This window comes from Streptomyces sp. WAC 06738, from assembly GCF_003945505.1.
Lineage (GTDB): Bacteria > Actinomycetota > Actinomycetes > Streptomycetales > Streptomycetaceae > Streptomyces.
Map to the genome: position 1 here is coordinate 2587741 of NZ_CP029618.1, position 23831 is coordinate 2611571.

Consider the following 23831-nt stretch of genomic DNA (forward strand, 5'->3'; position numbering starts at 1 on the left):
GCATCCCCGGGCGGGCAACGCCTTGGGTAATGGGGGGCGGCTGCACGCACGGGGCCGCCCTTCGGCACGTTCACCCGTCCGCACCGATGCTGAGCCCACCAGGGGGGCTGCCATGCCGCGTCCGACTCTCACCCAAATCCTGTACGGGTCGGCCACAGTCATCGCCTCAGCAGCAGTCATGCTGCTGCTCTCGCAGGCCGGCGCAGCCATCGCCCTCGTGGCGATCTGCGTCACCGCCCTGGCGCTCGGAGTGCTCGTCGCACTGACCGCTCCCGTACCGCGCTCCCGCCGCGCTCCCGCCTTGACGGCGGAGCACGTGGTGGCGGCGCGGCCGGACGGTATCGCCGCACCCGCGGCGGACCGGCGGCCGGTCGGCGCGCAGTCCGCGCCGCACTGAGACGGCACGGGGGCGTCCGCAGGGGCGCCCACGGGGGACGGCCGAGGCACCAACCGAACGCCGAAGCGGCCGGCGACCATGTGGTCGCCGGCCGCTTCGGTGTGCCGGTCCCTCGGGCAGGGTGGGTGTGGTCGTGGTCAGGGGGTGTAGCGCTGCCCCTCGGTCGAGACCACGACGGTCTTGGCCGCCTTGTCGTGCACGCACTGGCGGTACGGCCGGTCCCAGGTGCAGGACAGCACGTTGTAGAGCCAGAACAGGGTGCCGATGCACGGCACGATCGCCGGCAGCGAGTAGACGGCGGCGCGGAGCCAGCCGGGGCCTCCGGCGGGAACGGCGCCGTTCTCCAGCATGCCGACGCGGATGCCCATGAGCTTCTTGCCGACGGTCTGACCGCTGCGGGTGAGCATCAGGCCCTCGTACACGAGGTAGACCAGGATGCCGAAGATGCCCCAGGCGTACTGGGAGCCGGTGTTGTCGGTGTCGGCGACCTCGTCGACGCGGCCGATGAGGGTGAGGAAGAGCGACACCGGGATGTAGACGATCAGGGCGTCGATGATGCGGGCCAGCAGCCGGCGGCCGAGGCCGCCGAGCGGGGGCATCCCGGCGAGCCGGGGATCGGGGGCGCCGTAGGGGGAGCCGCCGGGGCCGCCGCCGTACGGGGGCGGAGGCGGGGGCGGGGGCGGGGGCGGGGGCATGGAGCCGGGGGGCTGGTCGTAGGGGGAACCGCCGGAGGGCGGGGGGCCGTAGCCGTGCTCGCCGCCGGTGCCCGAGCCGGGCGGCGGGGTCGCGCCGGGACCGGACGGCGACGAGCCGCCGGGACCGGTCGGCGGCGTGACGCCCGGCCCGGACGAGGGCGCGGCATCGGGTCCGGTGGGCGGGGTGGTGCCGGAACCTGACGACGAGGAAGCCCCCGGACCGGGCGGCGGAGTCATGCCGGAACCGGACGAGGGCGTGGCGCCGGGACCGGTCGGCGGGGGCGGCGCGCCGCCGGGCCCTTGCCCTCCGCCCCCGTGCCCCGGGGTGCCCTCGCCCGTACCGGGCGCGGGGCCGGCCGGCGGAGGTGCCTCGCCGGGTGTCTCCGACGTCTGCGGGCCGCCCGCCGGCCGCGTCGTCCCGCTTCCGGCCGCCGGCCCTTCGCGCGGCTCCCGTGCCCCGTGCTCCTCACCCGGCGGCGGTTCCGCCTCCTCCTGCCCCTCCTGCCCCCGCGTGCCGCCGGGGGGCGCGCCGCTCTGGGGCGGCTGCGAGCGCGTGGGCTTGCTGCGGTGCGGGTCGGCGCCCTCGCCGTGGTCGGAGCTCATGCACCGAGTCGACCCCCGGCGTCACCGCCCCGCATCCCGGGGGCCGCCGAACGGCTCAGCCGCGCGCCACGTACGTGCGCCCCGCCTTGTCGTGCCAGCACTGCCGCCACGGCTTGTCGAAGGCGCACCAGACGACGTTCAGCAGCCCGATGAACGGCAGCAGCAGGAAGACCGCGTACGTCAGCCAGCGCCGCAGCGCCGAGCCGGTCGCCGGCGGGTCCTGCGACTCGATGTCCAGCACCCGCACGCCGAACAGCCTCTTCCCGGGCGTACGCCCCCACTTCGCGGTCGGCAGCGCCTCCACGACGAGGCCGAGCACGAGGAAGAGGCCGAGGACGAGCGCGAGATAGGGGCCCGTGGTGCCGTCGATGAGCCAGACCGTCACGGTCTTGCCGGACTCCTCGGCGGCGTCGATCTTGTCCTGGACGTGGTCCACGGACTTGCTCACCAGCGGCACCGCGACCGCCGCGAGCACGCCGCCGACCAGCAGCGCGTCCACGAACCGGGCGCCGAGCCTGCGCCCGAGCCCGGCGGGCGGCGCGGTGCCCTGCGCGGCACTGAGGAAGGGGTCACCGGACGGCGGCCGCCAGGGCACGACGGGCGGCTCGCTGCCGCCGCCGCCCTGCGGCAGTTCGGCACGGGCCGCGGGCCGCTCGGGAAGCTGCGCGGCGGGCGGCTGCTGCGGGGTGGGGGGAGGGGCCGTGCGCGCGGCGGGGGTCAGCGGCGGCGCCGCGTGGCCGCCCTGCGGCGCGAGCTGCGGCTGCGCGGGGCGGGGCTGCGGCAGTTCGGGCGTCGTCGGCGTCGGCGGCGGGGCCACCGGTACGTCCGGGGTCGTGGGCGCAGGGCGCGCCTGCGGCAGGTCGGGGGTGGTGGGCGCGGGAAGGGCGCCCGGTACGTCGGGCGTGGTGGGCGCCGGCACGTAGGCCCCCGGGATCTGCCGCGGATCCGCGGCCCCGGACCCAAGGGCCCCCTGCCCGAACCCGGAGGCGGCGGCCCCGGAGCCCGCACCGGGCCCACCCCCGGGCCGGCCTCCTCGCGCGTCTCCTCCGGCGTTCCGGGTGCCGGTACGGGCGCGGGCCCCGACAGCCGCCGTACCTGCTCGCCCCACGAGCCGCCCCCGACGCGCGGGTCGCGCCCGAGCGGCACGCCCGGCCGGTCCTGCTCGTACGGACCGGGCGCGGCCTGTCCGCCCTCCTGCCCGGCGCCGCCCTCCGCGGCCCCGTCGTCCTGCGCACGGCGCGCGGCCGGCAGCCGGGGCTCCTCCTCGGTGCGGTCCGGCTCCGGTGCGCCGCCGCCCAGTTCGGCCGGCACCGTGAGCGCCGGCGGGTCCTGCGCGCCCCAGGCGACCCGGCTGTCGGCCCGGTCCGCCACGTCCACGACGTCGACCGCCTGCCAGGCACCCTGCGCGTCCGCCGGCTCCCCGGCGGACGCGGGCGCCTCGTCGGACGCGGCCCGCTCGGCCGCGTCCCGTACGTCGTCCGCGTCGTCGCTCCCGCGCGCGTGCCGCCCGCGGGGGGCGGGCACGGAGTCCCGGGGCTCCTCCTCGTCGAGGAAGACCGGACCGGTCTCGCTCAGCGACGGCCCTGAGGCGGCGGGCTCCGCGGGCGCGGCGTCCGCGGGGCCCTCCGCGCCGCCCGCGCTCGCGGACTCCGCGTCGGCGGTCTCCTGCGCGTCCGCGGCCAACTGCTCCTCGCCCTCCTGGGCACGGCGGCTGGTGCCGGGGACCCACGCCGCACCGTTCCAGTACCGGACGTAGCCCGGGATGGAGGGGTCGGGGTAATAACCGGGGCCGGGGATCCCGCCTCCGGAGGGTGGTGTCGGGGCGCTCATGGTGTCCACATCTACCAGAACCGGCGGACAGCCGGGTCCGCCTCACCCCCGTTCCGCCTTAAGTGACTTGTCGAACGATGGGAGGAAGTCTGCGGAAGTCGCGTAAGAGCGCCCCCGTTTGGCCCTCTCTCCCCCAGCAGGCCCGTCGGACCTGCGTGACGTTCGACAAGAGAGGTGCCACACCATGCGGACCGTGGTGGAACGCGAACTGGAGCTGCGGCTCGTGCTGTCGCCGGAGAGAAGTGTTCCGGTTCCGTCCAGACTGACATACCGGTCGTCGGACCCGTACGCGGTCCACATCAGTTTCCACATCGGCTCGGCGGCGCCGGTGCGCTGGTCGTTCGCCCGGGAGCTGCTGGTGGAGGGGGTGTTCCGGCCGTGCGGCCACGGCGACGTGCGGGTCTGGCCGACGAAGTCCCGTTCGGGGAGCGTCATCTGCCTCGCGCTCACCTCCTCGGACGGGGACGCGCTCATCGAGGCGCCCGCCGCCGCGGTCTCCACCTGGCTGGAGCGCACGCTACGGGCCGTGCCCCCGGGTTCGGAGAGGGCGCAGCTCGGCCTGGACGAGGGGCTGGCGGAGCTGCTGGGGCCCGCGACACGGGACGAGTTGTGGCTGAGCGACCCGTGGCCGTCGGACGAGTCCGGCGATACGTGAGCGCCCGTACGCCCCGCTGCGCGCCCCCGCGCCGCCTCGCGCAACCGTGCGGCGCCCCGCCCCCGTTCGGCGCTACGCCGCCGTCCCCGCCGGAAGCTGCCCCGGCCCGCGGAACGTGCCCCGGTACGCGGTCGGCGAGACGCCCAGCGCCGCCTGCATGTGCTGCCGCAGCGACGCCGCCGTGCCGAACCCGGCGTCCGCCGCCACCCGGTCGACGCTGCGGTCGGTCTCCTCCAGCAGGTGCCGCGCCCGCTCGACGCGCTGCCGGGTGAGCCATTGCAGCGGCGTCACGCCGGTCTCCTCGCGGAACCTGCGGCTGAAGGTCCGTACGCTCATCGACTCCTGCGCGGCCAGCTCCCGCAGGGCGATGGGGCGGTCGAGGTGCGCCAGCGCCCACGCGCGGGCGCGGCCCGTGGTGCCCAGCTCCGGCTCGGCCACCGGCCGGGGCACGTACTGCGCCTGCCCGCCGTCGCGGTGCGGGGGCACGACGGTGCGGCGGGCGACGTCGTTGGCGACGGCGGCGCCGTGGTCGGCGCGGATCATGTGCAGGCACAGGTCGATGCCCGCGGCCTCGCCCGCGGAGGTGAGGACGCCGCCGTCCTCGGTGTAGAGCACGTCGGGCTGGAGACGCACGGCGGGAAAGCGGCGGCGGAACAGCTCGGCGGACTTCCAGTGCGTCGTGGCCCGGCGCCCGTCGAGCAGACCCACGGCGGCGAGCACGAACGCGCCGGTGCAGACGGACGCCACGCGCGCGTCGGGCCCCACCCGCCCGAGGGCCGCCCGCAGCGCGGCCGACGGCTCCCCGTACCCGGCGCCCCCGGCCGGCCCCTCCCCCGCGTCCCCCGCGCTCCCGACAGCGCTCCCGACCTCGCTCTCGACCGCGTCCGCGGCGTGCGACGCGGGCACCACGACGGTCGCGGCCCCGTCCAGCGCCTCCGGGCCGCGCTCGACGAGCACCGGGAAGTCCGCGTCGGTACGCACCGGACCCGGCCGCAGCGCGCAGGTGACGACCTCGTACAGCCGCCGCCCCCCGGCCTCGGCGGAGCCGAACATCTGGTGGACGAGGCCGAGTTCGAGGGGCATCACGCCGTCCCGGACGAGCACGGCGACGCGGTGCGGTCCGGTGGGGGAGGTTGCTGCGGAGCCGGTCATGGCACGATTCTTTCACATGCGCTCAATCCGGCCATTCAAGGGCATTGCGCCAGGCGCAACGATCACGGAAAGCGACGGACGCGCAAGATCCTGACCGGATTCTGGACGGGGTCTTCCGCTGAGCGGTGCCGCTCGCTAGGTTTCCGCTCACCCCCGCCGAGCAGGCGGAGGCGGGGCTCCGAGATCCGCGGCAGAGCCGCCGCGGACACATGCCGGTGCCACCTGCGGCCGGTGGCTCCAGACGCCGGCGCTGCAAGGGACGGGTGCGCCGGCGCGGGAAGGGCCGCACATCACTTGAGGAGGCGGCGTGCCCGCAGAGACCTCCCAGACCCTCGACCGTGGACTCCGCGTGCTCAAGCTGCTCGCCGACACCGACCACGGCCTCACCGTCACCGAGTTGTCGCACAAACTGGGCGTCAACCGCACCGTGGTGTACCGCCTGCTCGCGACCCTGGAACAGCACGCCCTCGTCCGCCGCGACCTCGGGGGCCGCGCGCGCGTCGGGCTCGGGGTGCTGCGGCTGGGCCGGCAGGTGCACCCGCTGGTCCGGGAGGCGGCGCTGCCGGCGCTGCGCGCGCTCGCCGAGGACGTCGGCGCGACCGCGCACCTGACGCTGGTCGACGGCAGCGAGGCGCTGGCCGTCGCGGTCGTCGAGCCGAGCTGGACCGACTACCACGTCGCCTACCGCGCCGGCTTCCGGCACGCCCTGGACCAGGGCGCGGCGGGCCGGGCGATACTCAAGGGCCGCGGCCTCGGCCCGGGGGCGTGCGAGACGGACGCGGAGCTGGCGCTGGCCCTGACGCACGGCGAGCTGGAGGCGGGCGCGAGCGGCGCGGCGGCCCCGCTGCTGGGGGTGTCGGGGATAGAGGGCAGCGTGGGCGTGGTGATGCTGCACGAGATCGTCCCGGGCGAGGTGGGCCCCCGCGTGGTCTCGGCGGCCCGCGAGGTCGCCCAGGCCCTGCGGTAGCCGCGCGGGGCGCGGCGCGACCGGCCGGGAGGCCGCGGCACGGCGTGACGGATACCCCGCGGGTACGGCGCAACGCGGCCGGCCTCCGGTACCGCCCGCCCCGCCCCTCCGATTCCGCCCGCCCGGCGAGGGCACCGTAGATTGGGGGCGTGCCACCTCGTCGTGTGACCCTCGCGCTCTGTGCCGCGCCCGTCGCCGGGCTGCTCGCCGCCGCGGCGTTCGCTCCGCTGCCGTTCTCGCTGGCGAAGCCCGGGATGACCGCCGACGTGCTCGGCGACCACCGGGGCAGCCCCGTGATCACCGTCTCCGGGGCCGAACAGCACGCCACCGACGGCGAGTTGCGCATGACGACGATCGCCGCGACCGGCCCCGAGGTCGACCTGCGGCTCGCGGACATCGCCACCGGCTGGTTCGCCACCGACGAGGCCGTGATGCCCAAGGACGCGGTGTATCCGGTGGGCGACTCCCGCAAGGAGATCCGCGAGTACAACGCGGAGCAGATGCGCGAGTCCCAGAACACCGCCGTCACCGCCGCCCTGAACCACCTCGGCCGCAAGCCCGGCAGCGTCGACGTCGAGCTGCGCCTCACCGACGTCGGCGGCCCCAGCGCCGGGCTCTTCTTCGCCCTGGGGATCGTCGACAAGCTCGGCCCCGACGACCTGACCGGCGGCCGGGTCGTCGCCGGTACGGGCACGATCGACCGGGACGGCACCGTCGGCCCGGTCGGCGGCGTACCGCTGAAGACGCAGGCCGCCAAGCGCGACGGCGCGACGGTGTTCCTGGTGCCGAAGGCGGAGTGCGCCGACGCGCAGTCGGAGCTGCCGGAGGGGCTGCGGCTGGTGCCGGTGGAGAAGCTGTCGGACGCGGTGACGTCGCTGAAGGCGCTGGAGTCGGGCGGCGACGTACCGAGCTGCTGACGCGCTCCCCGTACGGCCCGTACGCCCCGCGCGGCCCGCCCCGGAATTCACGTGCGGTCCGTACGCGATCTCCGTACCCTCGACCGGCGTGGAACCGCTCAGCGAGAAACAGATCCGCGCCTCCTTCGTGAACGCCACCAAGGGCGATGCCGGCCGGCTCAAGCTGCCGCTCGACTTCGCCGGCCTGCCCTGGCCGGATCTGGACTTCCTCGGCTGGGTGGACCCCGGCGCCCCGCTCCGCGCCCACCTCGTCGTCCCGCGCCCGGACGGGCTCCTCGGGATCACCCTGCGCGTCCCGGCCGCCGGCCGCGCCAGCGCCGTGCGCTCCCGCATGTGCCAGCTCTGCCTCACCGCCCACTCCGCCTCCGGCGTCCGGCTGCTCGCCGCCCCGCTCGCGGGCCCGCGCGGGCGGCAGGGGAACACGGTCGGCGTGTACGTCTGCGCCGACCTCGCCTGCTCGCTCTACCTGCGCGGCAAGCGGCAGCCGAAGCTCCGTACCGTGCCGCAGGAGGAGTCGCTCACCGAGGCCGAGCGGATCGCGCGCATGTGGGGCAACCTGGAGGACTTCGTGAGGAAGGTCACCGCCCCGGCCGCTCCGTAGGACCACCCGCAGCAGAATCGCCCCCCGGGGAACCGCCCGCCGCCTGCCGCACCAGCGGGACGATCCGCAGCGGCACCGGGTTCTCCATCACGATCGCCGTCGACGCCCGCACGATCCCGTCGAACCCCACCACCAGGTCGATCACCCGCTGTAGATCGGCGTTCGACCGCGCCACCAGCCGGCACAGCATGTCGCCGTGCCCCGTGATCGTGTGCAGCTCCAGCACCTCGGGCACCCGCGCCAGGTGGCTGCGGACGTCCGTGCCCTGGCCCTGCTTGATCTCCAAGGTGGCGAACGCCGTCACCGGATAGCCCAGGGCCGCCGGGTCCACGTCCGGGCCGAAGCCGCGGATGACGCCGCCGGAGCGCAGCCGGTCGAGCCGGGCCTGCGTGGTGCCGCGGGCGACGCCCAGGCGGCGGCTGGCCTCCAGCACGCCGATGCGCGGCTCGTTCGCGAGCAGCTCCAGGAGCCGGCCGTCGAGCTGATCGATCATCCCGCACGCTCCTCGTTGGTCAGCTTGTACAGATAGCCCGGGTCTTCGCGCGTCCCACCGGTCAATCTGCCCAGCGATTTCGGTAACTATTGCACACCTTGCCAACCGGAGAGACCCTTTTGAGCATGACCGAGACCATTGATCAGCCCGCTCCGCAGATCCGGCAGGACGACCCCTTCCCGGTGAAGGGGATGGACGCCGTGGTGTTCGCGGTCGGCAACGCCAAACAGGCCGCCCACTACTACTCCACGGCGTTCGGCATGAAGCTGGTCGCGTACTCCGGACCGGAGAACGGCAGCCGCGAGACCGCCAGTTACGTCCTGGAGAACGGCTCCGCCCGTTTCGTCCTCACCTCCGTCATCAAGGCCGCCACCGACCACGGCCGGTTCCTCGACGCGCACGTCGCCGAGCACGGCGACGGCGTGATCGACCTCGCCCTGGAGGTCCCCGACGCCCGCGCCGCGTACGCGCACGCCGTCGCGCAGGGCGCCACCGGCCTCCAGGAGCCGTACGAGCTGAAGGACGAGCACGGCACCGTGGTGCTCGCCGCCATCGCGACGTACGGCCAGACCCGCCACACCCTCGTCGAGCGCACCGGCTACGACGGCCCGTACCTGCCCGGCTACACGGCCGTGGAGCCGCTGGTCGCGCCGCCCGCGCGGCGGACGTTCCAGGCCGTCGACCACTGCGTCGGAAACGTCGAACTCGGCAGGATGGACGAGTGGGTGGCCTTCTACAACAAGGTCATGGGCTTCACGAACATGAAGGAGTTCGTGGGCGACGACATCGCCACCGAGTACTCCGCGCTCATGTCCAAGGTCGTCGCGGACGGCACGCTGAAGGTCAAGTTCCCGATCAACGAGCCGGCGCCGGGCAAGAAGAAGTCGCAGATCGACGAGTACCTGGAGTTCTACAACTCCCCCGGCGTGCAGCACATCGCGCTGGCCACCAACGACATCGTCGGCACGGTACGGACCATGCGCGCGGCCGGCGTCGCGTTCCTCAGCGTGCCGGACGCGTACTACGACACCCTCGGCGAGTGGGTCGGCGACACCCGCGTACCGATCGACGAGCTGCGGGAGTTGAAGATCCTCGCCGACCGCGACGAGGACGGGTACCTGCTCCAGATCTTCACCAAGCCGGTGCAGGACCGGCCCACGGTGTTCTTCGAGATCATCGAGCGGCACGGCTCGATGGGCTTCGGAAAGGGCAACTTCAAGGCGCTCTTCGAGGCCATCGAGCGCGAACAGGACAAGCGCGGCAACCTCTGAGCGCGCGTGACTCCTGCCTCATCCCTGTCAGTTTTCCCACCCCGGCTTGGCCGTTCCGCGACAGGGATGATACGCAATTGTGATGCGTATCGAGCGGGAGCAGCAGGAGGCTGCGCGAGACGACGAGCAGGAAGAGCGGCGCCGCCCGGCGTTCCGCCCCGACGTGGAGGGGCTCCGGGCGGTGGCGCTCGGTCTCGTCCTGCTCTACCACGCGGGCGTCCCCTGGTTCCCCGGGGGATACGTCGGCGTGGACGTCTTCTTCGTCGTCTCCGGCTTCCTCATCACCGGCCTGCTGCTCCGCGAGGCGGAGCGGCACGGCAAGGTGTCGCTGCTGCGCTTCTACGGCCGCCGGGCGCGCCGGCTGCTGCCCGCGGCGGCGGTCGTCGTGCTGGCGGTGTGCCTGGCGGCGGTGCAGTGGATGCCGCCCCTGGAGCGGCGGAACGTCGCGGCGGACGCGGTGGGCGCGGCGCTGTACGCGACGAACTGGCAACAGGCGGGGCGGGCGGTCGACTACTCGGCGGCGGACGCCGAGGCGAGCCCGCTCCAGCACTACTGGTCGCTGGCGGTGGAGGAGCAGTTCTATCTGGCGTGGCCGCTGCTGGTGCTGGCGGTGCTGTGGACGTTCCGGAAGGTACGGGGCCGGGGTAAGGGGCTCGGGGCCGAGGGCGCCGCCGGCCGTACGCCGCACCCGGGCCGCTTCGGGCTGCGGGCGCGGCTTGCGGTGGTGCTGGGGGCGCTGGCCGCGGTGTCCTTCGTGCACGCCGTGCGGCTGAGCGCCGAGGAGGGCGGCGTCGCGTACTTCTCGACGTTCACCCGCGGCTGGGAGCTGGCCGTCGGCGGCCTCCTCGCCCTTGTCCCCGCCGCCGCCTGGCGCCGCGCCCTGCCCGCCGCAGGGCCGGGCGCCGGTCCCGTCGCCCGGAGGGGTGCCCTGGCCGCCGGTGCGCTGGCGATGGCAGGGCTTGCGGCCGTCGCGTACGCCGGGCTGCGGTTCGACGACGCCACCCGCTTCCCGGGCCCGTGGGGCCTGCTGCCGGTGCTGGGCACCGCGGCCGTCATCGCCGCCGGGTGCGGGCTCGCCGCCCACCCCGTGGGCCGGCTGCTGTCCGTGCCGCCGCTGCGGTACGCGGGGCGGATCTCGTACTCCTGGTACCTGTGGCACTGGCCGGCCGTCGTCTTCGTGCCCCTCGCGCTCGACCGCGAGCTGTCCGTGCGCTGGATGCTCGTCGTGGTCCTCGCCGCCGCGCTGCCCGCGGCGCTCACGCACCGGCTCGTGGAGGAGCCCGTACGCCGCGCCCGCGTCCTCCTGCCCACCCCCCGCGCCCTGGCCGTCGGCGCCGCCTGCACGGCCGCCACGGTGCTCGTCGCGGCCGGCTCCTGGATCTCCGCCCCGACGATCGCGCTGGCCTCCGCGGAACAGGCCCGCGGCGCCGCTGCCCTCGCCGACGAGGACCAGCCGCAGAAGTCCGCGAAGGCGCTGCGCCCGCTCCCGGAGAAGGCCACGGACGACCGCGGCAAGGTCCACGACGACGGCTGCCTGGCCGGGCAGCAGGAGACGGAGTCGGGGGACTGCGCGTACGGCGACAAGGGCGGCAGCGACACCGTCGTCCTCTTCGGGGACTCGCACGCCATCCAGTACGCGCCCGCGCTGGAGAAGATCACCGAGCGGCGCGGCCTGCGGCTGGTCACCCTCACGAAGTCGGCCTGCACCCCGGCCCAGGTCACGGTCTTCAACAACCAGCTCCAGCGCACGTACACCGAGTGCGACGAGTGGCGCGACAACGCGCTGGAGCGGATCGAGGACGAGAGCCCGGCCCTGATCATCACGGGCACGCAGGACGTCAAGACGGTCGTCGAGGACGGCAAGCGGCTCAGCGGCAAGGAGAGCGCGAAGGCGCACCAGAAGGGCTACGAGGAGACCATGGACGACCTCCTCGACACCGGCGCCACCGTCGTCACCCTCGCCGACAACCCGTACCCGCCCGAGGACATCCCGTCCTGCGTCTCCGGCGCGGTCCGGGATCTGGACGACTGCGCGTTCTCGGAGGCGGACGGGTACGGGTACGAGCCGGTCAGCGCGCGGGCGAACGCGAAGTTCGACGAGGTGGGGCTCATCGACCCGAAGCCGGTGATGTGCAAGGACGGCACCTGCCCCGCGGTGATCGGCAACGTGATCGTGTACCGCAACGGGGCGCACATCACGGCGTCGTACATGGAGACGCTGACGGACTGGCTGGACGGTCAGCTACGCCGGGTGACGTGAGGCGGGCGGGGTTTCGCGGCGGGCGGAGGCGTTGCAGTCTGGAGCCATGAGCGATGAGGCAGCAGCCGGACACGCGACCCGGGACGAGGCAGTGCGTACCGCCCTCCTGCGGGGCCTGCCCGCCGCGGCGGTGCTGACGGACCCGGACGTCACCGTGGCGTACGCGGGCGACATGGCCGGGTTCTGCCCCTCCGGCACGCCCGCGGCGGTGGTGCTGCCGCAGACGGTCGAGCAGGTGCAGCACGTGCTGCGGACGGCGACGGAGCTGCGCGTCCCCGTCGTCCCGCAGGGCGCCCGCACGGGCCTGTCCGGCGCGGCCAACGCGGACGACGGGGCGATCGTGCTCTCGTTCGTGAAGATGGACCGCATCCTGGAGATCGACCCGGTCAACCGGATCGCCGTCGTCGAACCGGGCGTCGTCAACGCCGCGCTCTCCCGCGCGGTCGCCGCCGAGGGCCTGTTCTACCCGCCGGACCCGTCGAGCTGGGAGACGTGCACGATCGGCGGCAACATCGGCACCGGCTCGGGCGGGCTGTGCTGCGTGAAGTACGGCGTCACGGCCGAGTACGTCCTCGGCCTCGACGTCGTCCTCCCGGACGGCCGCCTGCTCACCACCGGCCGCCGCACCGCGAAGGGCGTCGCGGGCTACGACCTGACCCGGCTCTTCGTCGGCTCCGAGGGCAGCCTCGGCGCGGTCGTCGGCGCCACGCTGGCCCTCAAGCCGGCGCCGGGGCCCCAGTTGGCGCTGGCGGCGGAGTTCCCCTCGGCGGCGGCGGCGTGCGACGCGATCTGCCGGATCATGGCGGGCGGGCACGTGCCGTCGCTGCTGGAGCTCATGGACCGCATGACCGTACGGGCCGTCAACTCCCTCACGAAGATGGGCCTCCCGGAGAGCACGGAAGCCCTCCTCCTCGCCGCCTTCGACACCCCGGACCCGGCCGCCGACCTCGCCGCCGTGGGCGCCCTCTGCACGGCGGCGGGCGCCACGGAGGTCGTCCCGGCGGCGGACGCGGCCGAGTCGGAACTGCTGCTCGCCGCCCGCCGCGCGGCCCTCCCCGCCCTGGAGGCGGTGAGCGGCACCACGATGATCGACGACGTCTGCGTCCCCCGCAGCCGCCTCGGCGCCTTCCTCGACGGCGTCGCCGAGATCGCCGCGACGTACGACCTGACCATCGGCACCTGCGTCCACGCGGGCGACGGCAACACCCACCCCAACGTCTGCTTCGACCCGGCCGACCCGGACGAGTCGGCGCGGGCGCGGAAGTCGTTCGACGCGATCATGGCCCTGGGCCTGGACCTGGGCGGCACGATCACGGGCGAGCACGGGGTGGGGCTGCTGAAGAAGGAGTGGCTGGCGAAGGAGCTGGGCCCGGTGGGTCTGGAGCTCCAGCGGCAGATCAAGGCGGTCTTCGACCCGCTGGGCATCATGAACCCGGGCAAGCTGTTCTGAGGCGGTGCCCACCGGGCGGGCGGGACGCTACCGCCGTACCTCGGCCCAGACGGTCTTGACGACGGCGTCGGCCTGGAAGCAGCCCCAGCGCTCGGCGAACGCGGCGACGAGGACGAGCCCGCGGCCGCGGTCGCTCTCGGGATGAACCGGGCCGGGCGGGGCGGCCGTGGGGAGAGGCCGCTCGGGGCGGGCGTCGGAGATCTCGATCCGTACGACGTGCTCCATCAGCCGCAGCCGCAGCCGGAAGCACCGCCCCGGATGCCGCCCGTGCACGGCGGCGTTGGCGGCCAGCTCGGCGGTCACGAGGGCGACGGCCTCGGCGGTGGCCGTCGTGCGGGGGATGCCCCACGCGGCGAGTTGGTGCACGGCGAGCAGCCGGGCACGGCGGGCGCCGCGGGGGGTGGGGCTGAAGAGCGCGGCGAGGGTGGGGTCGGCGGTTGGTGCGTGCATGGAGCAACGGTGGCGGGGGTGGGGAAGGGGCGGGCAGGGCAGCCGGGCCTCAGGGGTGTTGTGTACGAGAAGGGGGCTGTTTTGTACGGGCCGATGCCCGAAACCCGTGCCGATACGTGTCGTTGTACCCGGGTAGCACGCGCGTACGACAGACAGGGGCGTGGGTCGGATGGGAAACAACCGCCGCCGGGGAAAGCGCATCGAGGACGACGGCAGGCCGGGGAGCTGGGTCGCGTACGGCAGGCTGCTGAAGTTCTTCCGCACGAAGGCGGGGCTGACGCAGGAGGAGTTGGCCGAGCGGATGGGGTACTCGCTGGACCATTGCGCGTCGGTGGAGCAGGGACGGCGGCCGGCGAAGGCGGAGTTCACGGAGCGGGCGGAGGAGGTGGTGGGGGCGGGGGGTGTGCTGGCGGAGTTGCAGGAGGATGTGGACTTCGCGCAGTTGCCGACGTTCTTCCGGGACTTGGCGACTCTGGAGAAGGATGCGGTGGTCAGGCTCTCGTACGACCCGCTGGTGATCCCGGGGCTGTTACAGACTGAGGACTACGCAAGGTGCATGCTCAACGGCACCTACCCACCAGTCGACGACGAGACCGTCGACAAGTGGTTGACGGCACGCCTCGCCCGGCAAGGGCTGCTCACCCGCAAAAGTCCTTTGGTGACGTTCACCTTCATCATCGAGGAGGCGACGCTGCACCGCATGGTGGGAGGTCGCGAGGTCCTCCGGACACAACTCCGCCGACTACTGGATTGCGCAGAGCTGCGGAATGTCGAGATTCAGGTCATGCCGTCCGCACGCGCGGTGCATGGCGGTATGAGCGGTCACATGGTGCTCCTGGAGACACCGGACGGGAAGCAGTATGTCTACACCGAGTCGCAGGGTTGCGTGATGTCCCGAGCAGGCCGGGAACAGACCGGCCATTTCTGGCTTCGTTATGGTTCAATGCGCGCGCTGGCCCTCAGCCCTGAGGAGTCGGTCCGCCTCATCGAGCAAGTGGCAGGAGAGCTATGAGCAAGCTGACCTGGGTGAAGTCGAGCTACAGCAGTTCAGAAGGCGGCGACTGCATCGAGGTCGCCCCCACCCCGCACACCGTCCACGTACGCGACTCGAAGGACCCCGAGGGCCCCATACTCCGCTTCACCCCCGATGCATGGACCCGGTTCGTCGCGCTGGTCGTCGCTACAGACCAGGAACCGCGTACTCGTTGAGGACCCACAGCGGCGCCGAGTACCACAGCACCCCGATGGCGGCGAACAGCGTGCTGCCCGCCGCCGGGAGCAGCCAGCCGGGCAGGTGGCGGCTGTGGACGACCAGGACCTTGGCGACGAAGGCTCCGTACAGCGCGCAGCCGGCGACGGAGTGCAGATAGACGCGGGTGCTGCTGGTTTCCACGCCGTAGGTGCGGACGCAGTGGTAGGCGATGGGCACCGACAGCGCGAAGGCCCCCCAGCCGATCACGCGGTGCGTGAGGCGGATGCGGCGGGGGGCGGCGGTGAGGCCGCCGCGCCGCCCGTACATCAGCAAGGCGAGCAGAACCTGGATGACGGCGAGGCCGAACAGGGCTGTGCCCAGACGGGCCTTGAGAGTGACGGCGCCTTCGCCCTCTTGGCCGAAGAGGCTCGTCGTGTACTCGGGGGTGTGGTGCTGACCGACCAGCCAGATCGCCACCCCCGCGGCCACCGGCAGCAGGGCGCCGAGGGCGAAGAAGACGGGGTGTGCCCGAGTGGGGCGGCGGGGGGCTCGGTGGCGGCCGGTCTTCGGCGGCATGTCGATCGCCCGTCCGACAGGCGGTGACTAGTAGCCCGACCCGGCCGCGCCGCCCTTCTCGACCTCTTTGCCGTCGGCGTCGAGGACGAACCACTTGGCGCCGAACTGGTTGAGACCCTGGCCGTTGGTGTCGCCGGCCTTGGAGTCGCCCTGGAAGCGGTAGAGCGGGTGCCCGTCGTACGTGACCTGGGTCTTGCCGTCGGAGCGCTTCGACGTGTCGATGAGCTTGGACTTCGCCGAGCCGCCGGTCTTGGGGGTCCCGGAGGTCAGCAGTGGCGGCCAGGCTTTGGCGCAGGCTCCGTCGCAGGTCGAGGTGGTCGACTTGTCCTTTTCGAAGAGGTAGAGGGTCCGCCCCTTCTCGTCGACCAGGATGGTGCCGAGCTTGTCGGAGGAAGCGGTCTTCACCGTGGCCTTGTCGCCGGCGGCCTGCGCGACCTTCGACGCCTTGGCGGATGCCTTGGCCGAGGCTTCGGTCGACGGCGTCGAGGCGGAGGAATCGCCGTCGCTGTCGGAACATCCACTGACGGTGGTGATCATCGCGATCGCGGCCGCACCCACGACGGCCAGGCGGATACGCCTCATCTCAGCTCCACAAGTCGTGCGGCCCGACGCTCACGGGGCCGAATGACTGCATATTGCCTGATTGTGGGCTTTCCGCGGATCATGGTCCGGGCGGGGCGCCGCGAGATTCACCGGAGTGGCGGAGGCAAGGCGCCGCCAGGGCCGGCCGCGTAGGCGAGGGGCGGGGCTATCGCTTGGACGTCGGCGCCTGCGCCTACCCAGAGGGCGATGAACAGTGCGGCGGTCGCTTCGAGGAGCGCGGCGCGGTCGAGCCCGCCGCCGGGGACGGGGTCGCAGCCGATGTCGCGTATCAACTCGCGTACGAGCGCGAGGGCCGCGGGGTCGTCGCCGCAGAGCGGCACGGCGAGGGGGCGGCCGTCGAAGACGGGCGGACGCATGCGCCAGACGTCTTCGTGGCAGAGGTTGAACGATTTGACCACGTGGGCGCCGGGGGCCGCGGCGGCGAGGAGCCGGGCGGCCGAGGGGCCGCCGTCCGTGAGCAGGCGGAAGCCGGGGCCGACGGGGTTGGAGCAGTCGAGGAGCACCTTGCCGTCCAGGGCGGTGCGGAGGTCCCGTACGACGGGCGCGCCTGCGCCGAAGGGCAGGGCGGCGAGGACGACGTCCTGGCCGCCCTCGACGGCGGCGCGGAGGCCGCCGGCGGTGGTGGCGCCGCCGAGGCGGGCGGCGAGGTGCCGGGCTTTGCGGGTGTCGCGTCCGCCGATGGTGAGGTGGTGCCCGGCGCGTACCCATTGGGCGGCGAGGGCGTGGGCCATGTTGCCGGTCCCCAATATGCCGATGTTCATTGCGTGTTCCGTTTCGCGTGGGTGTTGGAAGGCGGGGTTCGGAACGACGCTAGAAGGCGGGGGAGGCACCATTTGGTACGTGACGACTGACGCGTTTCTCGCCGACTGCCGGGCCCGCCTCGCTTTCGACCTGCTCTCCCATACGTGGAACGCCGTGGTGCTGTGGGCGCTGCGCGAGGGGCCGCGGAGGCCGGTGGAACTGCGGGAGAGGATCGGCGGTATCAGCTCGAAGGTCCTGACGGAGACACTGCGGCGGTTGCAGTTCAACGGCTTGGTCGAACGGGATGTGCGGCCGGGCGCGGCGGGGCGGGTGGAGTACGGGCTGACGGAGCTGGGGGAGAGCTTGCTGACGCCGATCGGCGCGTTCGGGGCGTGGGCATTCGCGCACGGGGACGAGGTGATGGCGGCGCAGGAGGCATCGTGCGCGTCCTCGGGAGAGGGATAGGGCCCCGGCTCGGGCCCGCACGTCCGCTCGCCCGCACACCCCCTCGCACCCGCCCAAGGTATGCGCGGGGGCTGATGGGTCCCCTCCGGTTACGTCCGCTCATGCCCGTACATCCGCTTGCCCGTACATCCGCTCGCCTGCACGTCCCTCGCCCGCACGTCCCTCGCCTGCACGTCCCTCGCCCGCACATCCCCTCACACCCGCCCAAGGGTATGCGCCTGCTCTGACAACGCGGGGGGCGTCAGGGCGCTGAGCTGGTACGTCGTGTCTGTGCGGGCCGGGTACGGGGGTACGGTGCCGGGGTGGCGGTGCTTGGCTGTGGGGGTGCCGGTGTACGGGGGGAGCGGTGAAGGGAGAAGGGCGTCGCAGGGGCTCCCCCCGGGCCACCCCGCTTGTGAGTGTGCGGGCCTCCGCCCGGTGTCAAGGGCGTCCCCTCCGCTTCGCTCCGGGAACGTCGCTGCGCGATGGGGCTTCGCCCCACCCTTGACACCGGACTCCGGCCCGTAAAAGACCGGCAGCTACGGGTGGCCCGGAGGGAGCGGGCACCCTCGACCGGCACTACGGAGGCGGAACCCCGCGGACGGGGGGCCGAGGCCACCGGCGCCGGACCGGGCCCGATCGCCGATCCCCCCGGCGGACGGGGGACGGACCCCCGGCGCAGGGGCTGTCCCGAGCGCCGAGGCCCCCGGGGGACGGGAGCCGGGCGGCCGGGCGCCGGGGCTGTCCCGATCACGGGTCTCCCCGGCGGACGTGGGGCGAGGCCGGAGGCGGGCTGCACTTCCTCGCCGCTCCCCCACCGGACGGGGGCGGCCCCACGGAACCGGGCTCAGCCCGGTCACCGGTCCCTCCGGAAGACGGAGGCCCAGGGCGGCGCCGCGCAGAACCGGCCCCGGGCTCCCGCGGTCCAGGGCCCCCGCCCATGCATGCCGTTGAGCGAAAGTCGGGCTCCGGGGGCCGATTCGGCCCGCATCCGGGGGTGTTACCGCGAGTTACGACCCAATTCCTCCGCCCAGACACCACGAACAGCGGCCAACAGCCCTCCAATCGGCCGCGTGCGCATCGATGGGCGAAAGACGCCCCACGAGGGCGATTTGCCCCAGTTCCCAGCGGGGGCACCGCGAGTTCTGCTCGAATTCCCGCACCCGACCCGCCCCAGGGCGAGCCGACCCGCCCGGAGTGAGGCGAGTGCACGCGGATGAGCGAAAGTCCGGCCCGGCGGGCGATTTGGGCCGATTTTCGGGAAGGGTTACCGCGAGTTCATCCCGGCCCCGTCCATTCGGGCGACCGGCGCCGCCCTTGGCGTCTCCAGGTGCGCAAAAGTCGGCCTCGGTGGGCGTTTTGGGACAGTTTGGAGGATGGGTTACCGCGAGTTCGTCTCCGCGGCATGCATTCCGCACCCCCGGCCCACTCTCTGACGGGGCGTCCGCGATCAGGGCCGGCTCAACTTCCGGCTTCCCGGCCCCCGTCCACCGTCGGCACCCCGTGAACAGGGCAGCCCCGTCCCGGTCGCCACCCCCGTCCGCCGGGAGGATCGGCCACCGGGGAAGACCCGGCGCCCGGCAGCCCTCCCCCCGTCCGCCGGGGGGTCCGGCGATCAGGGAGACCCTGGCGCACGGCAGCCCGCTGCCCCGTCCGCCGGGGGATCGGCCATCGGGGAAGACCCCGGCATCCGGCAGCCCGCCCCTCCGTCCGCCGGGGGATCGGCGAGCGGGCCCGACCCGGCACCGATGCCCGCCCCCGTCCGCCGGGCACGGCATCCGTAGTCCCAGTCGGAGGGCGCCCGCTCCCTCCGGGCCACCCATAGCCGCCGGTCTTTTACGGGCCGGAGTCCGGTGTCAAGGGTGGGGCGAAGCCCCATCGCGCAGCGACGTTCCCGCAGCGAAGCGGAGGGGACGCCCTTGACACCGGGCGGAGGCCCGCACACTCACAAGCGGGGTGGCCCGGGGGGAGCCCTTACGACACGGCCACTCCCCTCGCCGCCACCCCGCACACCGGCCCACCCCGCGCACCACAGCCACCCCGACGCCGTACCCCCGCACCCGGCCCGCACAAACACGACGTACCAGCTCAACGCCCCACCGCCCCCCGCGCTGTCAGTCCGGGCGCATACCCTTGGGCGGGTGTGAGGGGAGATGGGGGGCCTGGCGGAGTACGGGCCCTCCGGAGCCGGGCCCCCCGCCCTACCCCCCTCGCGCGCGCCGCAGCGCCCCCTCCCTCCCCGCCTGGATCTCCCCGTCGAACCGCGCGCCCAGCGCCGTGAGTTCCCGCACCGTACGGCCATACGCCCCCGCGAGGTTGTGCCGCTCACCGGGGTCCGCCCCGATGTCGTACAGCAGCGGCGGGCGCGGCTCGCCCGGCTCGGGCTGCAGGCCGTTCCTCCGTCCCGGCAGGTGGAGCTTCCACCGGCCGCGGCGGACGGCGTTGAGGGTCCAGTCGTGGTAGTGGTACAGCACGCGCTCCGCGGTCGGCCTCCCCCGCCCGGCCGCCCACAGGTCGATACCGTCCATCGGCCGGTCCGCGGGGAGTTCGCTCCCGGCGATCGCCGCGACCGTCGGCACGACGTCGGTGAAGCACGCGGGGTCGTCGTACGTGGTCCCCGGCGCGATGCGCTCCGGCCACTGCGCGAAGAACGGCATGCGGATACCGCCTTCGAAGGTGTACCCCTTTCCCGCCCGCAGGCCCCCCGTGCCGTGCTCATCCGGCCCGTTGTCGCTGGTGATCATGACGAGCGTGTTCCCGTCGAGTCCGCACACCCGCAGTTCCCGCAGCATCCGTCCGATGTGGAAGTCGGCCTGCTGCACGAGGTCGCCGTAGGGGCCCGCCCCCGACGATCCCTCGAAGCGCTTCTCCACGTGGTACGGCGTGTGCGCGAGGGTGTACGGCAGGTAGAGGAAGAAGGGGCGGTGCCGGTTCCGGCGGACGAAGTCGATCGCGCGATCCGTGTGGCGCCGGGGCAGGCCGGTCTGCTCGTCCCCTTCCAGCCAGTCGACGATCTCCGCACCGTCGTAGACCGGGAAGGGTGCGTCCGTGGTGAAGCCGGGTATGCCGAAGAATTCGTCGAAGCCGTGGTGCAGCGGGTTGAGTTCCGGGCGTTCGGCCGGGTCGCCCAGGTGCCACTTGCCGAAGAGGCCGGTGCGGTATCCCCGCTGCCCGAGGATCTCCCCCAGCGTACGTTCGTACGCGGGCATCCCGTCCGGGGCGCCGGGCCCCGGCACCCAGGGCAGGCCGACGCGTTGCGGGTAGCGGCCGGTGAGCAGTCCGGCGCGGGCCGGGGTGCAGACCGGACCCGGCGAGTACATCTGCGAGAACGTGACGCCTCTGGCGCCCACGCCGTCGATGTTCGGCGTCTCGATCTTCCGTGAGCCGAGCCGGCTCACGTCGCCGTAGCCGACGTCGTCGAGCATGATCAGCACGACGTTCGGGCGTACGCCGCGGGTGTCCCGCCCGCGGACCGCGGCGCCCGCGCGCGTTCCCGCTGCAGCCACCGCCAGCCCGGTGCCGGCGCCGAGGACTGCACGTCGACTCGGCCGGTGCGTTCCAGTCACGAGTTCGGATCCTTACGGAGAGGCGACAGATCCCCGCAAGCTACGTGCGCCCGCCCGCGGTGATCGTCATCCCCTGAGCGGCACCGCGGCTACGTCCCGCGGCGCACCCTCGTGAGGGGCCGTACGCCGTCCGGCCCGGCGGGCCGTGAACGCGGCGGCTCCCCGGCCCGTACTGCCCGCGGAAAGCGCGTACTTCCGTACGTGCTCCATCGGAACGAGAACCGGAGGAACCATGCACCGCACCACGATGTCCCCTCGGCGCAGGCGCGTCCCCGCCCCGGCACTCGCCCTCCTCGGCGGGCTGATCGCCGCCGCCCTGGCGGTCCCCGGCGTCGTCCCCGCCGCGGCCGCCGGTGACGACGAGCCGCCGCAGACACCCCTGCCGCCGAAGTTCGTGGACCGGACCGGCACGAGCGTCACCATGGAGTTCGACTTCTCGGACCCCACCGTCGCGCCGGACAACGTCGGCGTCACCGAGTTCCTGGTCAGCAACGGCGAGACGACCAAGGTCGTATCGGCGGAGAGATGGGGAACCGAGTTCACCGGGCTGCAACCGGACACCGGCTACTCCTTCACCGTGCGGGCCCGCGACGCCGCCGGCAACGTCTCCGGGACCAGCTCGCCGGGCACGATCACCACCGGCGTCGACCCCGACACCGAGCCCCCGTCGCCCGTGACCAGGATCCAGCCCGAGGAGGTGGCGGACGGAGCCAACTACGTGTGGTGGAGCGGCGCGACCGACAACGTCAACTTCCCGCGCGGACTGCGGTACCGGGTGACCACCGACGGCGGCACCGACCACGTCATCGCCGGCAGGACCTTCTACGGCGACCACCCCAACATCGGCGACCCGCGGCTCACCGGCTGCACCATCACCGTCCGCGCCATCGACAGCTCGGGCAACGTCTCGGCGCCGCGCTCCGCCGACTTCTGCTGAACCCCTGACTGCTCTCCAACGATCCATCCGCGGTGGCGGGGAAGCACCGCTTCCCCGCCACCGCGGCCGCTCGCCCCCGCCCCTTCACCGCGAGAACGTGCTGATGAAGGGGGCTTTCATGCTCGTTGCCGGATTTTCCCTCGGCGGGGGCGAGTTCCCCACATGGATGAAGGAGGCGTGAGAACTGCTTCATACAAGGGCACCCCGGGCAGTTCACCCTCGTCGCCTGCCGTTAATCTCCGCGCTTATGACCGACCTTGAGATACACCAGCCGGACGCGGACGGCACCGGCGGCGGACCCGCCGATTCCGCGTCCAAGACCAAGGCTGACGCCGACGCCGACGGGGGTAGCGGGGGGAACGAGCCCGGCCGGGAGCGCGAAGGGGACCGCGGGGGTACCGAAGCCGCCGAAGCCGCAGAGGTCACCGAACCTGCCGAAGCCGCCGACGTCACCGAGACCGCCGAGGCGGCCGAGGCCCCCGAAACCGCAGACGTCGCCGCAACGGGCCCAGTCGCCGACACCACGGTCGTCGCGGGCACCGCTCCAGCCGCCGACACCGCCCCAGTCGCCGACACCGCCGGCATCGCCGCAACCGGCCCCGCCGGCCCCGTCGCCGAAGCCGCCCCACCCCCCGCCCGGCGCTGGGTGCTCTGGGGCGCCGGGGGCATCACCGTCCTCGTGCTCGCCGCCGATCTCCTCACCCGCGGCTTCAACCACTTCGAGCCCATACCCGGCGTCCGCCGCATGATGAACGTCGACCTCGAAGCCAACCTCGCCACCTGGTGGAACAGCACCCTCCTCCTCGCCGTCGCCGGCGTCGCCCTCGCCGCCGCGCTGCTCAGCGGGCACGGTGCCCGTCCCAGCCGGCTGTCGTGGCTCGGGTTCTCCGCCGCCACCGCGACACTCAGCATCGACGAGACCGTCTCCCTCCACGAACGCCTCGGCGAGGTCGGCAAGTCGTGGAAGAACACCGCGGGAGTGGCGCTTCCGTCGCACGCCTGGGTGCTGCCCGGGGCGATCCTCGCCGTGGCGGGCGTCGTGGTCGCGGTGGTGTGGGCGCGGCGGCTGCCGCGGGATCTGCGGTTCGGGCTGCTGGGGGCGCTCGGGGTGTATCTGGGGGGCGCGCTGGTCGTCGAAGCGTTCAACGGCTGGGCGCACAAGAACGACCACAGCCTCACGCTCATGCTCGGCACCCTCGTCGAGGAGGGCCTGGAGATGGGCGCCTGCGTCGTCGCCCTCGCCGTCCTCGGCCGCTACGTCGTCGTGGAGCACGACCCGGTCACCGGCCGGATCTCGGCCTTTCTCCGCTACGAGCGCACCCGGCACCCCGAGCGCGCGGTCACTCCGTCCGTTCGACAGGCTGCCTGAGTACGGTCTTCAGCTTCTCCGGCCGGGCGCGCCGCGGGTCGCTCAGGTAGACCTCGTGGTGGTGCCCGGTCATCCGGAGGCCGTTCGCGGCCAGGTACTCGTCGTGGAGCCTGGCCAGCGCGGGCCCTTCGTCGTCGTACGGGCCCACGTGCAGGAGCTGCGCGCTGGTGCCCTCGCGAAGCGATTCGACGCGGAGAAGCGGCAGCGCGGGCAGAGCGGCGGCGCCCTTCTTCGCGAGCGCCGCCCGCTTCGCCTCCTCGACGAAGTCGTCGGTGATCCACTCCGGCAGGCTGATCAGCATGCGCCACTGCCAGGCGCCCTTGTCGCGCGCCACGAAGACCTCCGGGCGGTCCGCCCACCACAGCCCTTCGAGCGGTCCGACGACGAAGTCCCGGCCCAGGGTGCGCTTGCTGGCGAATTTCACCGTGTACGCGACCGCGTAAAGCGCTTCGACGGCCCGGGCGTAGCGGGCGCTCGTGTTGGGGTCGCCCTCGCCGTCGACGGCGAGGAAGCGCTGCGCCGGTACGTCGACCAGCTCCCAGTCGGTGTTCTTCGGCGCGTAGAGATGCCTGAGCGCGCGCTTGACGTCGTACTTGACGTCGTACGTACCGTCGGACCGGCTGTCGGAAGAGGGCATGGCGCAGCCTAGCCCGGCGGGTCCG

General features: G+C 73.5%; 24 protein-coding genes. 13 read left to right on the forward strand and 11 right to left on the reverse strand.

All coding sequences use genetic code 11. From position 1 onward, the window contains the following. The first annotated feature begins 178 nt into the window (after positions 1 to 178). The gene (locus DMB38_RS10880; protein WP_047015968.1) at positions 179 to 397 is read left to right on the forward strand and encodes a hypothetical protein; all 219 of its coding nucleotides are present in this window, start codon (positions 179 to 181) and stop codon (positions 395 to 397) included. Between the two features lie 137 nt (positions 398 to 534). Here the strand turns inward: DMB38_RS10880 and DMB38_RS10885 are convergent, their stop codons facing one another. Genes DMB38_RS10885 through DMB38_RS36760 form a run of 3 tightly spaced genes read right to left on the reverse strand, consistent with a single transcriptional unit; the run spans position 535 to position 3525 of the window. Next, positions 535 to 1695, reverse strand: a complete 1161-nt coding sequence (locus DMB38_RS10885) for an RDD family protein (protein ID WP_125935000.1) — start codon at positions 1693 to 1695, stop codon at positions 535 to 537. Between the two features lie 55 nt (positions 1696 to 1750). Beyond that, positions 1751 to 2512 carry an RDD family protein gene (locus DMB38_RS36755; RefSeq protein ID WP_240662115.1) on the reverse strand — a complete coding sequence of 254 codons (762 nt, stop codon included), beginning with the start codon at positions 2510 to 2512 and terminating at the stop codon, positions 1751 to 1753. Next, positions 2413 to 3525, reverse strand: a complete 1113-nt coding sequence (locus DMB38_RS36760; protein WP_240662116.1) for a DUF2510 domain-containing protein — start codon at positions 3523 to 3525, stop codon at positions 2413 to 2415. The genes DMB38_RS36755 and DMB38_RS36760 overlap by 100 nt, the downstream gene beginning before the upstream one ends. Positions 3526 to 3709: 184 nt before the next feature. Here DMB38_RS36760 and DMB38_RS10895 point away from each other — a divergent pair, with 184 nt between their 5' ends. After that, on the forward strand, positions 3710 to 4180 hold the full coding sequence (locus tag DMB38_RS10895; protein WP_125935001.1) for an SsgA family sporulation/cell division regulator: 471 nt from the start codon (positions 3710 to 3712) through the stop codon (positions 4178 to 4180). Between the two features lie 72 nt (positions 4181 to 4252). Here the strand turns inward: DMB38_RS10895 and DMB38_RS10900 are convergent, their stop codons facing one another. Continuing rightward, entirely contained in the window at positions 4253 to 5332 is a 1080-nt protein-coding gene (locus tag DMB38_RS10900; RefSeq protein ID WP_125935002.1) for a helix-turn-helix domain-containing protein, read from the reverse strand. Positions 5333 to 5639: 307 nt separating this feature from the next. Between DMB38_RS10900 and DMB38_RS10905 the strand changes: the two genes are divergently transcribed. The 3 genes from DMB38_RS10905 to DMB38_RS10915 all read left to right on the forward strand — a co-directional run bounded on the left by DMB38_RS10905 (position 5640) and on the right by DMB38_RS10915 (position 7817). Then, positions 5640 to 6299, forward strand: coding sequence for a helix-turn-helix domain-containing protein (locus DMB38_RS10905; protein WP_101424326.1), 660 nt, complete (start codon positions 5640 to 5642; stop codon positions 6297 to 6299). Positions 6300 to 6463: 164 nt separating this feature from the next. After that, entirely contained in the window at positions 6464 to 7216 is a 753-nt protein-coding gene (locus DMB38_RS10910; RefSeq protein ID WP_125938949.1) for a S16 family serine protease, read from the forward strand. 88 nt (positions 7217 to 7304) lie between these two features. Next, positions 7305 to 7817, forward strand: coding sequence for an FBP domain-containing protein (locus DMB38_RS10915; RefSeq protein WP_125935003.1), 513 nt, complete (start codon positions 7305 to 7307; stop codon positions 7815 to 7817). On the opposite strand, the gene DMB38_RS10920 is transcribed toward DMB38_RS10915, so the two are convergent. Then, entirely contained in the window at positions 7795 to 8310 is a 516-nt protein-coding gene (locus DMB38_RS10920; RefSeq protein ID WP_125935004.1) for an Lrp/AsnC family transcriptional regulator, read from the reverse strand. The two genes, DMB38_RS10915 and DMB38_RS10920, sit on opposite strands and share 23 nt — an antisense overlap. A gap of 125 nt (positions 8311 to 8435) precedes the next feature. Between DMB38_RS10920 and hppD the strand changes: the two genes are divergently transcribed. From hppD to DMB38_RS10935, 3 genes are all read left to right on the forward strand, one after another. Further along, entirely contained in the window at positions 8436 to 9581 is a 1146-nt protein-coding gene (gene hppD, locus DMB38_RS10925; RefSeq protein WP_125935005.1) for a 4-hydroxyphenylpyruvate dioxygenase, read from the forward strand. A gap of 82 nt (positions 9582 to 9663) precedes the next feature. Continuing rightward, positions 9664 to 11841 carry an acyltransferase family protein gene (locus tag DMB38_RS10930; protein WP_125935006.1) on the forward strand — a complete coding sequence of 726 codons (2178 nt, stop codon included), beginning with the start codon at positions 9664 to 9666 and terminating at the stop codon, positions 11839 to 11841. A gap of 46 nt (positions 11842 to 11887) precedes the next feature. Continuing rightward, positions 11888 to 13291, forward strand: coding sequence for an FAD-linked oxidase C-terminal domain-containing protein (locus DMB38_RS10935; protein ID WP_125935007.1), 1404 nt, complete (start codon positions 11888 to 11890; stop codon positions 13289 to 13291). 27 nt (positions 13292 to 13318) lie between these two features. Here the strand turns inward: DMB38_RS10935 and DMB38_RS10940 are convergent, their stop codons facing one another. Continuing rightward, positions 13319 to 13741, reverse strand: coding sequence for an ATP-binding protein (locus DMB38_RS10940; protein ID WP_125935008.1), 423 nt, complete (start codon positions 13739 to 13741; stop codon positions 13319 to 13321). A 169-nt stretch (positions 13742 to 13910) separates the two neighbouring features. Between DMB38_RS10940 and DMB38_RS10945 the strand changes: the two genes are divergently transcribed. Both DMB38_RS10945 and DMB38_RS10950 read left to right on the forward strand, forming a co-directional pair. Further along, on the forward strand, positions 13911 to 14753 hold the full coding sequence (locus tag DMB38_RS10945; protein ID WP_125935009.1) for a helix-turn-helix transcriptional regulator: 843 nt from the start codon (positions 13911 to 13913) through the stop codon (positions 14751 to 14753). Then, complete coding sequence (locus tag DMB38_RS10950) at positions 14750 to 14950, forward strand: DUF397 domain-containing protein (protein ID WP_125935010.1); 201 nt, start codon at positions 14750 to 14752, stop codon at positions 14948 to 14950. Before DMB38_RS10945 ends, DMB38_RS10950 begins: the two co-directional genes overlap by 4 nt. Here DMB38_RS10950 and DMB38_RS10955 read toward each other — a convergent pair. The 3 genes from DMB38_RS10955 to DMB38_RS10965 all read right to left on the reverse strand — a co-directional run bounded on the left by DMB38_RS10955 (position 14922) and on the right by DMB38_RS10965 (position 16873). Next, entirely contained in the window at positions 14922 to 15509 is a 588-nt protein-coding gene (locus DMB38_RS10955; protein ID WP_125935011.1) for a DUF6529 family protein, read from the reverse strand. The genes DMB38_RS10950 and DMB38_RS10955 overlap by 29 nt on opposite strands. 27 nt (positions 15510 to 15536) lie before the next feature. Beyond that, positions 15537 to 16091, reverse strand: a complete 555-nt coding sequence (locus DMB38_RS10960) for a hypothetical protein (protein ID WP_125935012.1) — start codon at positions 16089 to 16091, stop codon at positions 15537 to 15539. 107 nt (positions 16092 to 16198) lie between these two features. After that, positions 16199 to 16873, reverse strand: a complete 675-nt coding sequence (locus tag DMB38_RS10965; protein WP_125935013.1) for an NAD(P)-binding domain-containing protein — start codon at positions 16871 to 16873, stop codon at positions 16199 to 16201. Positions 16874 to 16952: 79 nt separating this feature from the next. On the opposite strand from DMB38_RS10965, the gene DMB38_RS10970 reads away from it, so the two are divergent. Beyond that, on the forward strand, positions 16953 to 17318 hold the full coding sequence (locus DMB38_RS10970; RefSeq protein WP_125935014.1) for a helix-turn-helix domain-containing protein: 366 nt from the start codon (positions 16953 to 16955) through the stop codon (positions 17316 to 17318). Positions 17319 to 19498: 2180 nt separating this feature from the next. On the opposite strand, the gene DMB38_RS10975 is transcribed toward DMB38_RS10970, so the two are convergent. Then, a complete protein-coding gene (locus DMB38_RS10975) occupies positions 19499 to 20863 on the reverse strand; it encodes a sulfatase-like hydrolase/transferase (protein WP_125935015.1) in 1365 nt (454 codons plus the stop codon). A gap of 232 nt (positions 20864 to 21095) precedes the next feature. On the opposite strand from DMB38_RS10975, the gene DMB38_RS10980 reads away from it, so the two are divergent. Beyond that, positions 21096 to 21800, forward strand: coding sequence for a fibronectin type III domain-containing protein (locus DMB38_RS10980; RefSeq protein ID WP_164715960.1), 705 nt, complete (start codon positions 21096 to 21098; stop codon positions 21798 to 21800). Positions 21801 to 22047: 247 nt separating this feature from the next. Then, positions 22048 to 23169, forward strand: coding sequence for a hypothetical protein (locus tag DMB38_RS10985; protein ID WP_125935017.1), 1122 nt, complete (start codon positions 22048 to 22050; stop codon positions 23167 to 23169). Here the strand turns inward: DMB38_RS10985 and DMB38_RS10990 are convergent. After that, positions 23141 to 23806, reverse strand: coding sequence for a GyrI-like domain-containing protein (locus DMB38_RS10990; protein WP_125935018.1), 666 nt, complete (start codon positions 23804 to 23806; stop codon positions 23141 to 23143). The two genes, DMB38_RS10985 and DMB38_RS10990, sit on opposite strands and share 29 nt — an antisense overlap. Positions 23807 to 23831: the final 25 nt, after the last annotated feature.

Bases quoted from the DNA above. Each gene is read 5' to 3' on its own strand.
- DMB38_RS10880 (WP_047015968.1), top strand. From the start codon at position 179: ATGCTGCTGCTCTCGCAGGCCGGCGCAGCCATCGCCCTCGTGGCGATC.
- DMB38_RS10885 (WP_125935000.1), bottom strand. From the start codon at position 1,695: ATGAGCTCCGACCACGGCGAGGGCGCCGACCCGCACCGCAGCAAGCCC.
- DMB38_RS36760 (WP_240662116.1), bottom strand. From the start codon at position 3,525: ATGAGCGCCCCGACACCACCCTCCGGAGGCGGGATCCCCGGCCCCGGT.
- DMB38_RS10895 (WP_125935001.1), top strand. From the start codon at position 3,710: ATGCGGACCGTGGTGGAACGCGAACTGGAGCTGCGGCTCGTGCTGTCG.
- DMB38_RS10900 (WP_125935002.1), bottom strand. From the start codon at position 5,332: ATGACCGGCTCCGCAGCAACCTCCCCCACCGGACCGCACCGCGTCGCC.
- DMB38_RS10920 (WP_125935004.1), bottom strand. From the start codon at position 8,310: ATGATCGATCAGCTCGACGGCCGGCTCCTGGAGCTGCTCGCGAACGAG.
- hppD (WP_125935005.1), top strand. From the start codon at position 8,436: ATGACCGAGACCATTGATCAGCCCGCTCCGCAGATCCGGCAGGACGAC.
- DMB38_RS10930 (WP_125935006.1), top strand. From the start codon at position 9,664: ATGCGTATCGAGCGGGAGCAGCAGGAGGCTGCGCGAGACGACGAGCAG.
- DMB38_RS10935 (WP_125935007.1), top strand. From the start codon at position 11,888: ATGAGCGATGAGGCAGCAGCCGGACACGCGACCCGGGACGAGGCAGTG.
- DMB38_RS10940 (WP_125935008.1), bottom strand. From the start codon at position 13,741: ATGCACGCACCAACCGCCGACCCCACCCTCGCCGCGCTCTTCAGCCCC.
- DMB38_RS10945 (WP_125935009.1), top strand. From the start codon at position 13,911: ATGGGAAACAACCGCCGCCGGGGAAAGCGCATCGAGGACGACGGCAGG.
- DMB38_RS10950 (WP_125935010.1), top strand. From the start codon at position 14,750: ATGAGCAAGCTGACCTGGGTGAAGTCGAGCTACAGCAGTTCAGAAGGC.
- DMB38_RS10955 (WP_125935011.1), bottom strand. From the start codon at position 15,509: ATGCCGCCGAAGACCGGCCGCCACCGAGCCCCCCGCCGCCCCACTCGG.
- DMB38_RS10960 (WP_125935012.1), bottom strand. From the start codon at position 16,091: ATGAGGCGTATCCGCCTGGCCGTCGTGGGTGCGGCCGCGATCGCGATG.
- DMB38_RS10965 (WP_125935013.1), bottom strand. From the start codon at position 16,873: ATGAACATCGGCATATTGGGGACCGGCAACATGGCCCACGCCCTCGCC.
- DMB38_RS10980 (WP_164715960.1), top strand. From the start codon at position 21,096: ATGCACCGCACCACGATGTCCCCTCGGCGCAGGCGCGTCCCCGCCCCG.
- DMB38_RS10985 (WP_125935017.1), top strand. From the start codon at position 22,048: ATGACCGACCTTGAGATACACCAGCCGGACGCGGACGGCACCGGCGGC.
- DMB38_RS10990 (WP_125935018.1), bottom strand. From the start codon at position 23,806: ATGCCCTCTTCCGACAGCCGGTCCGACGGTACGTACGACGTCAAGTAC.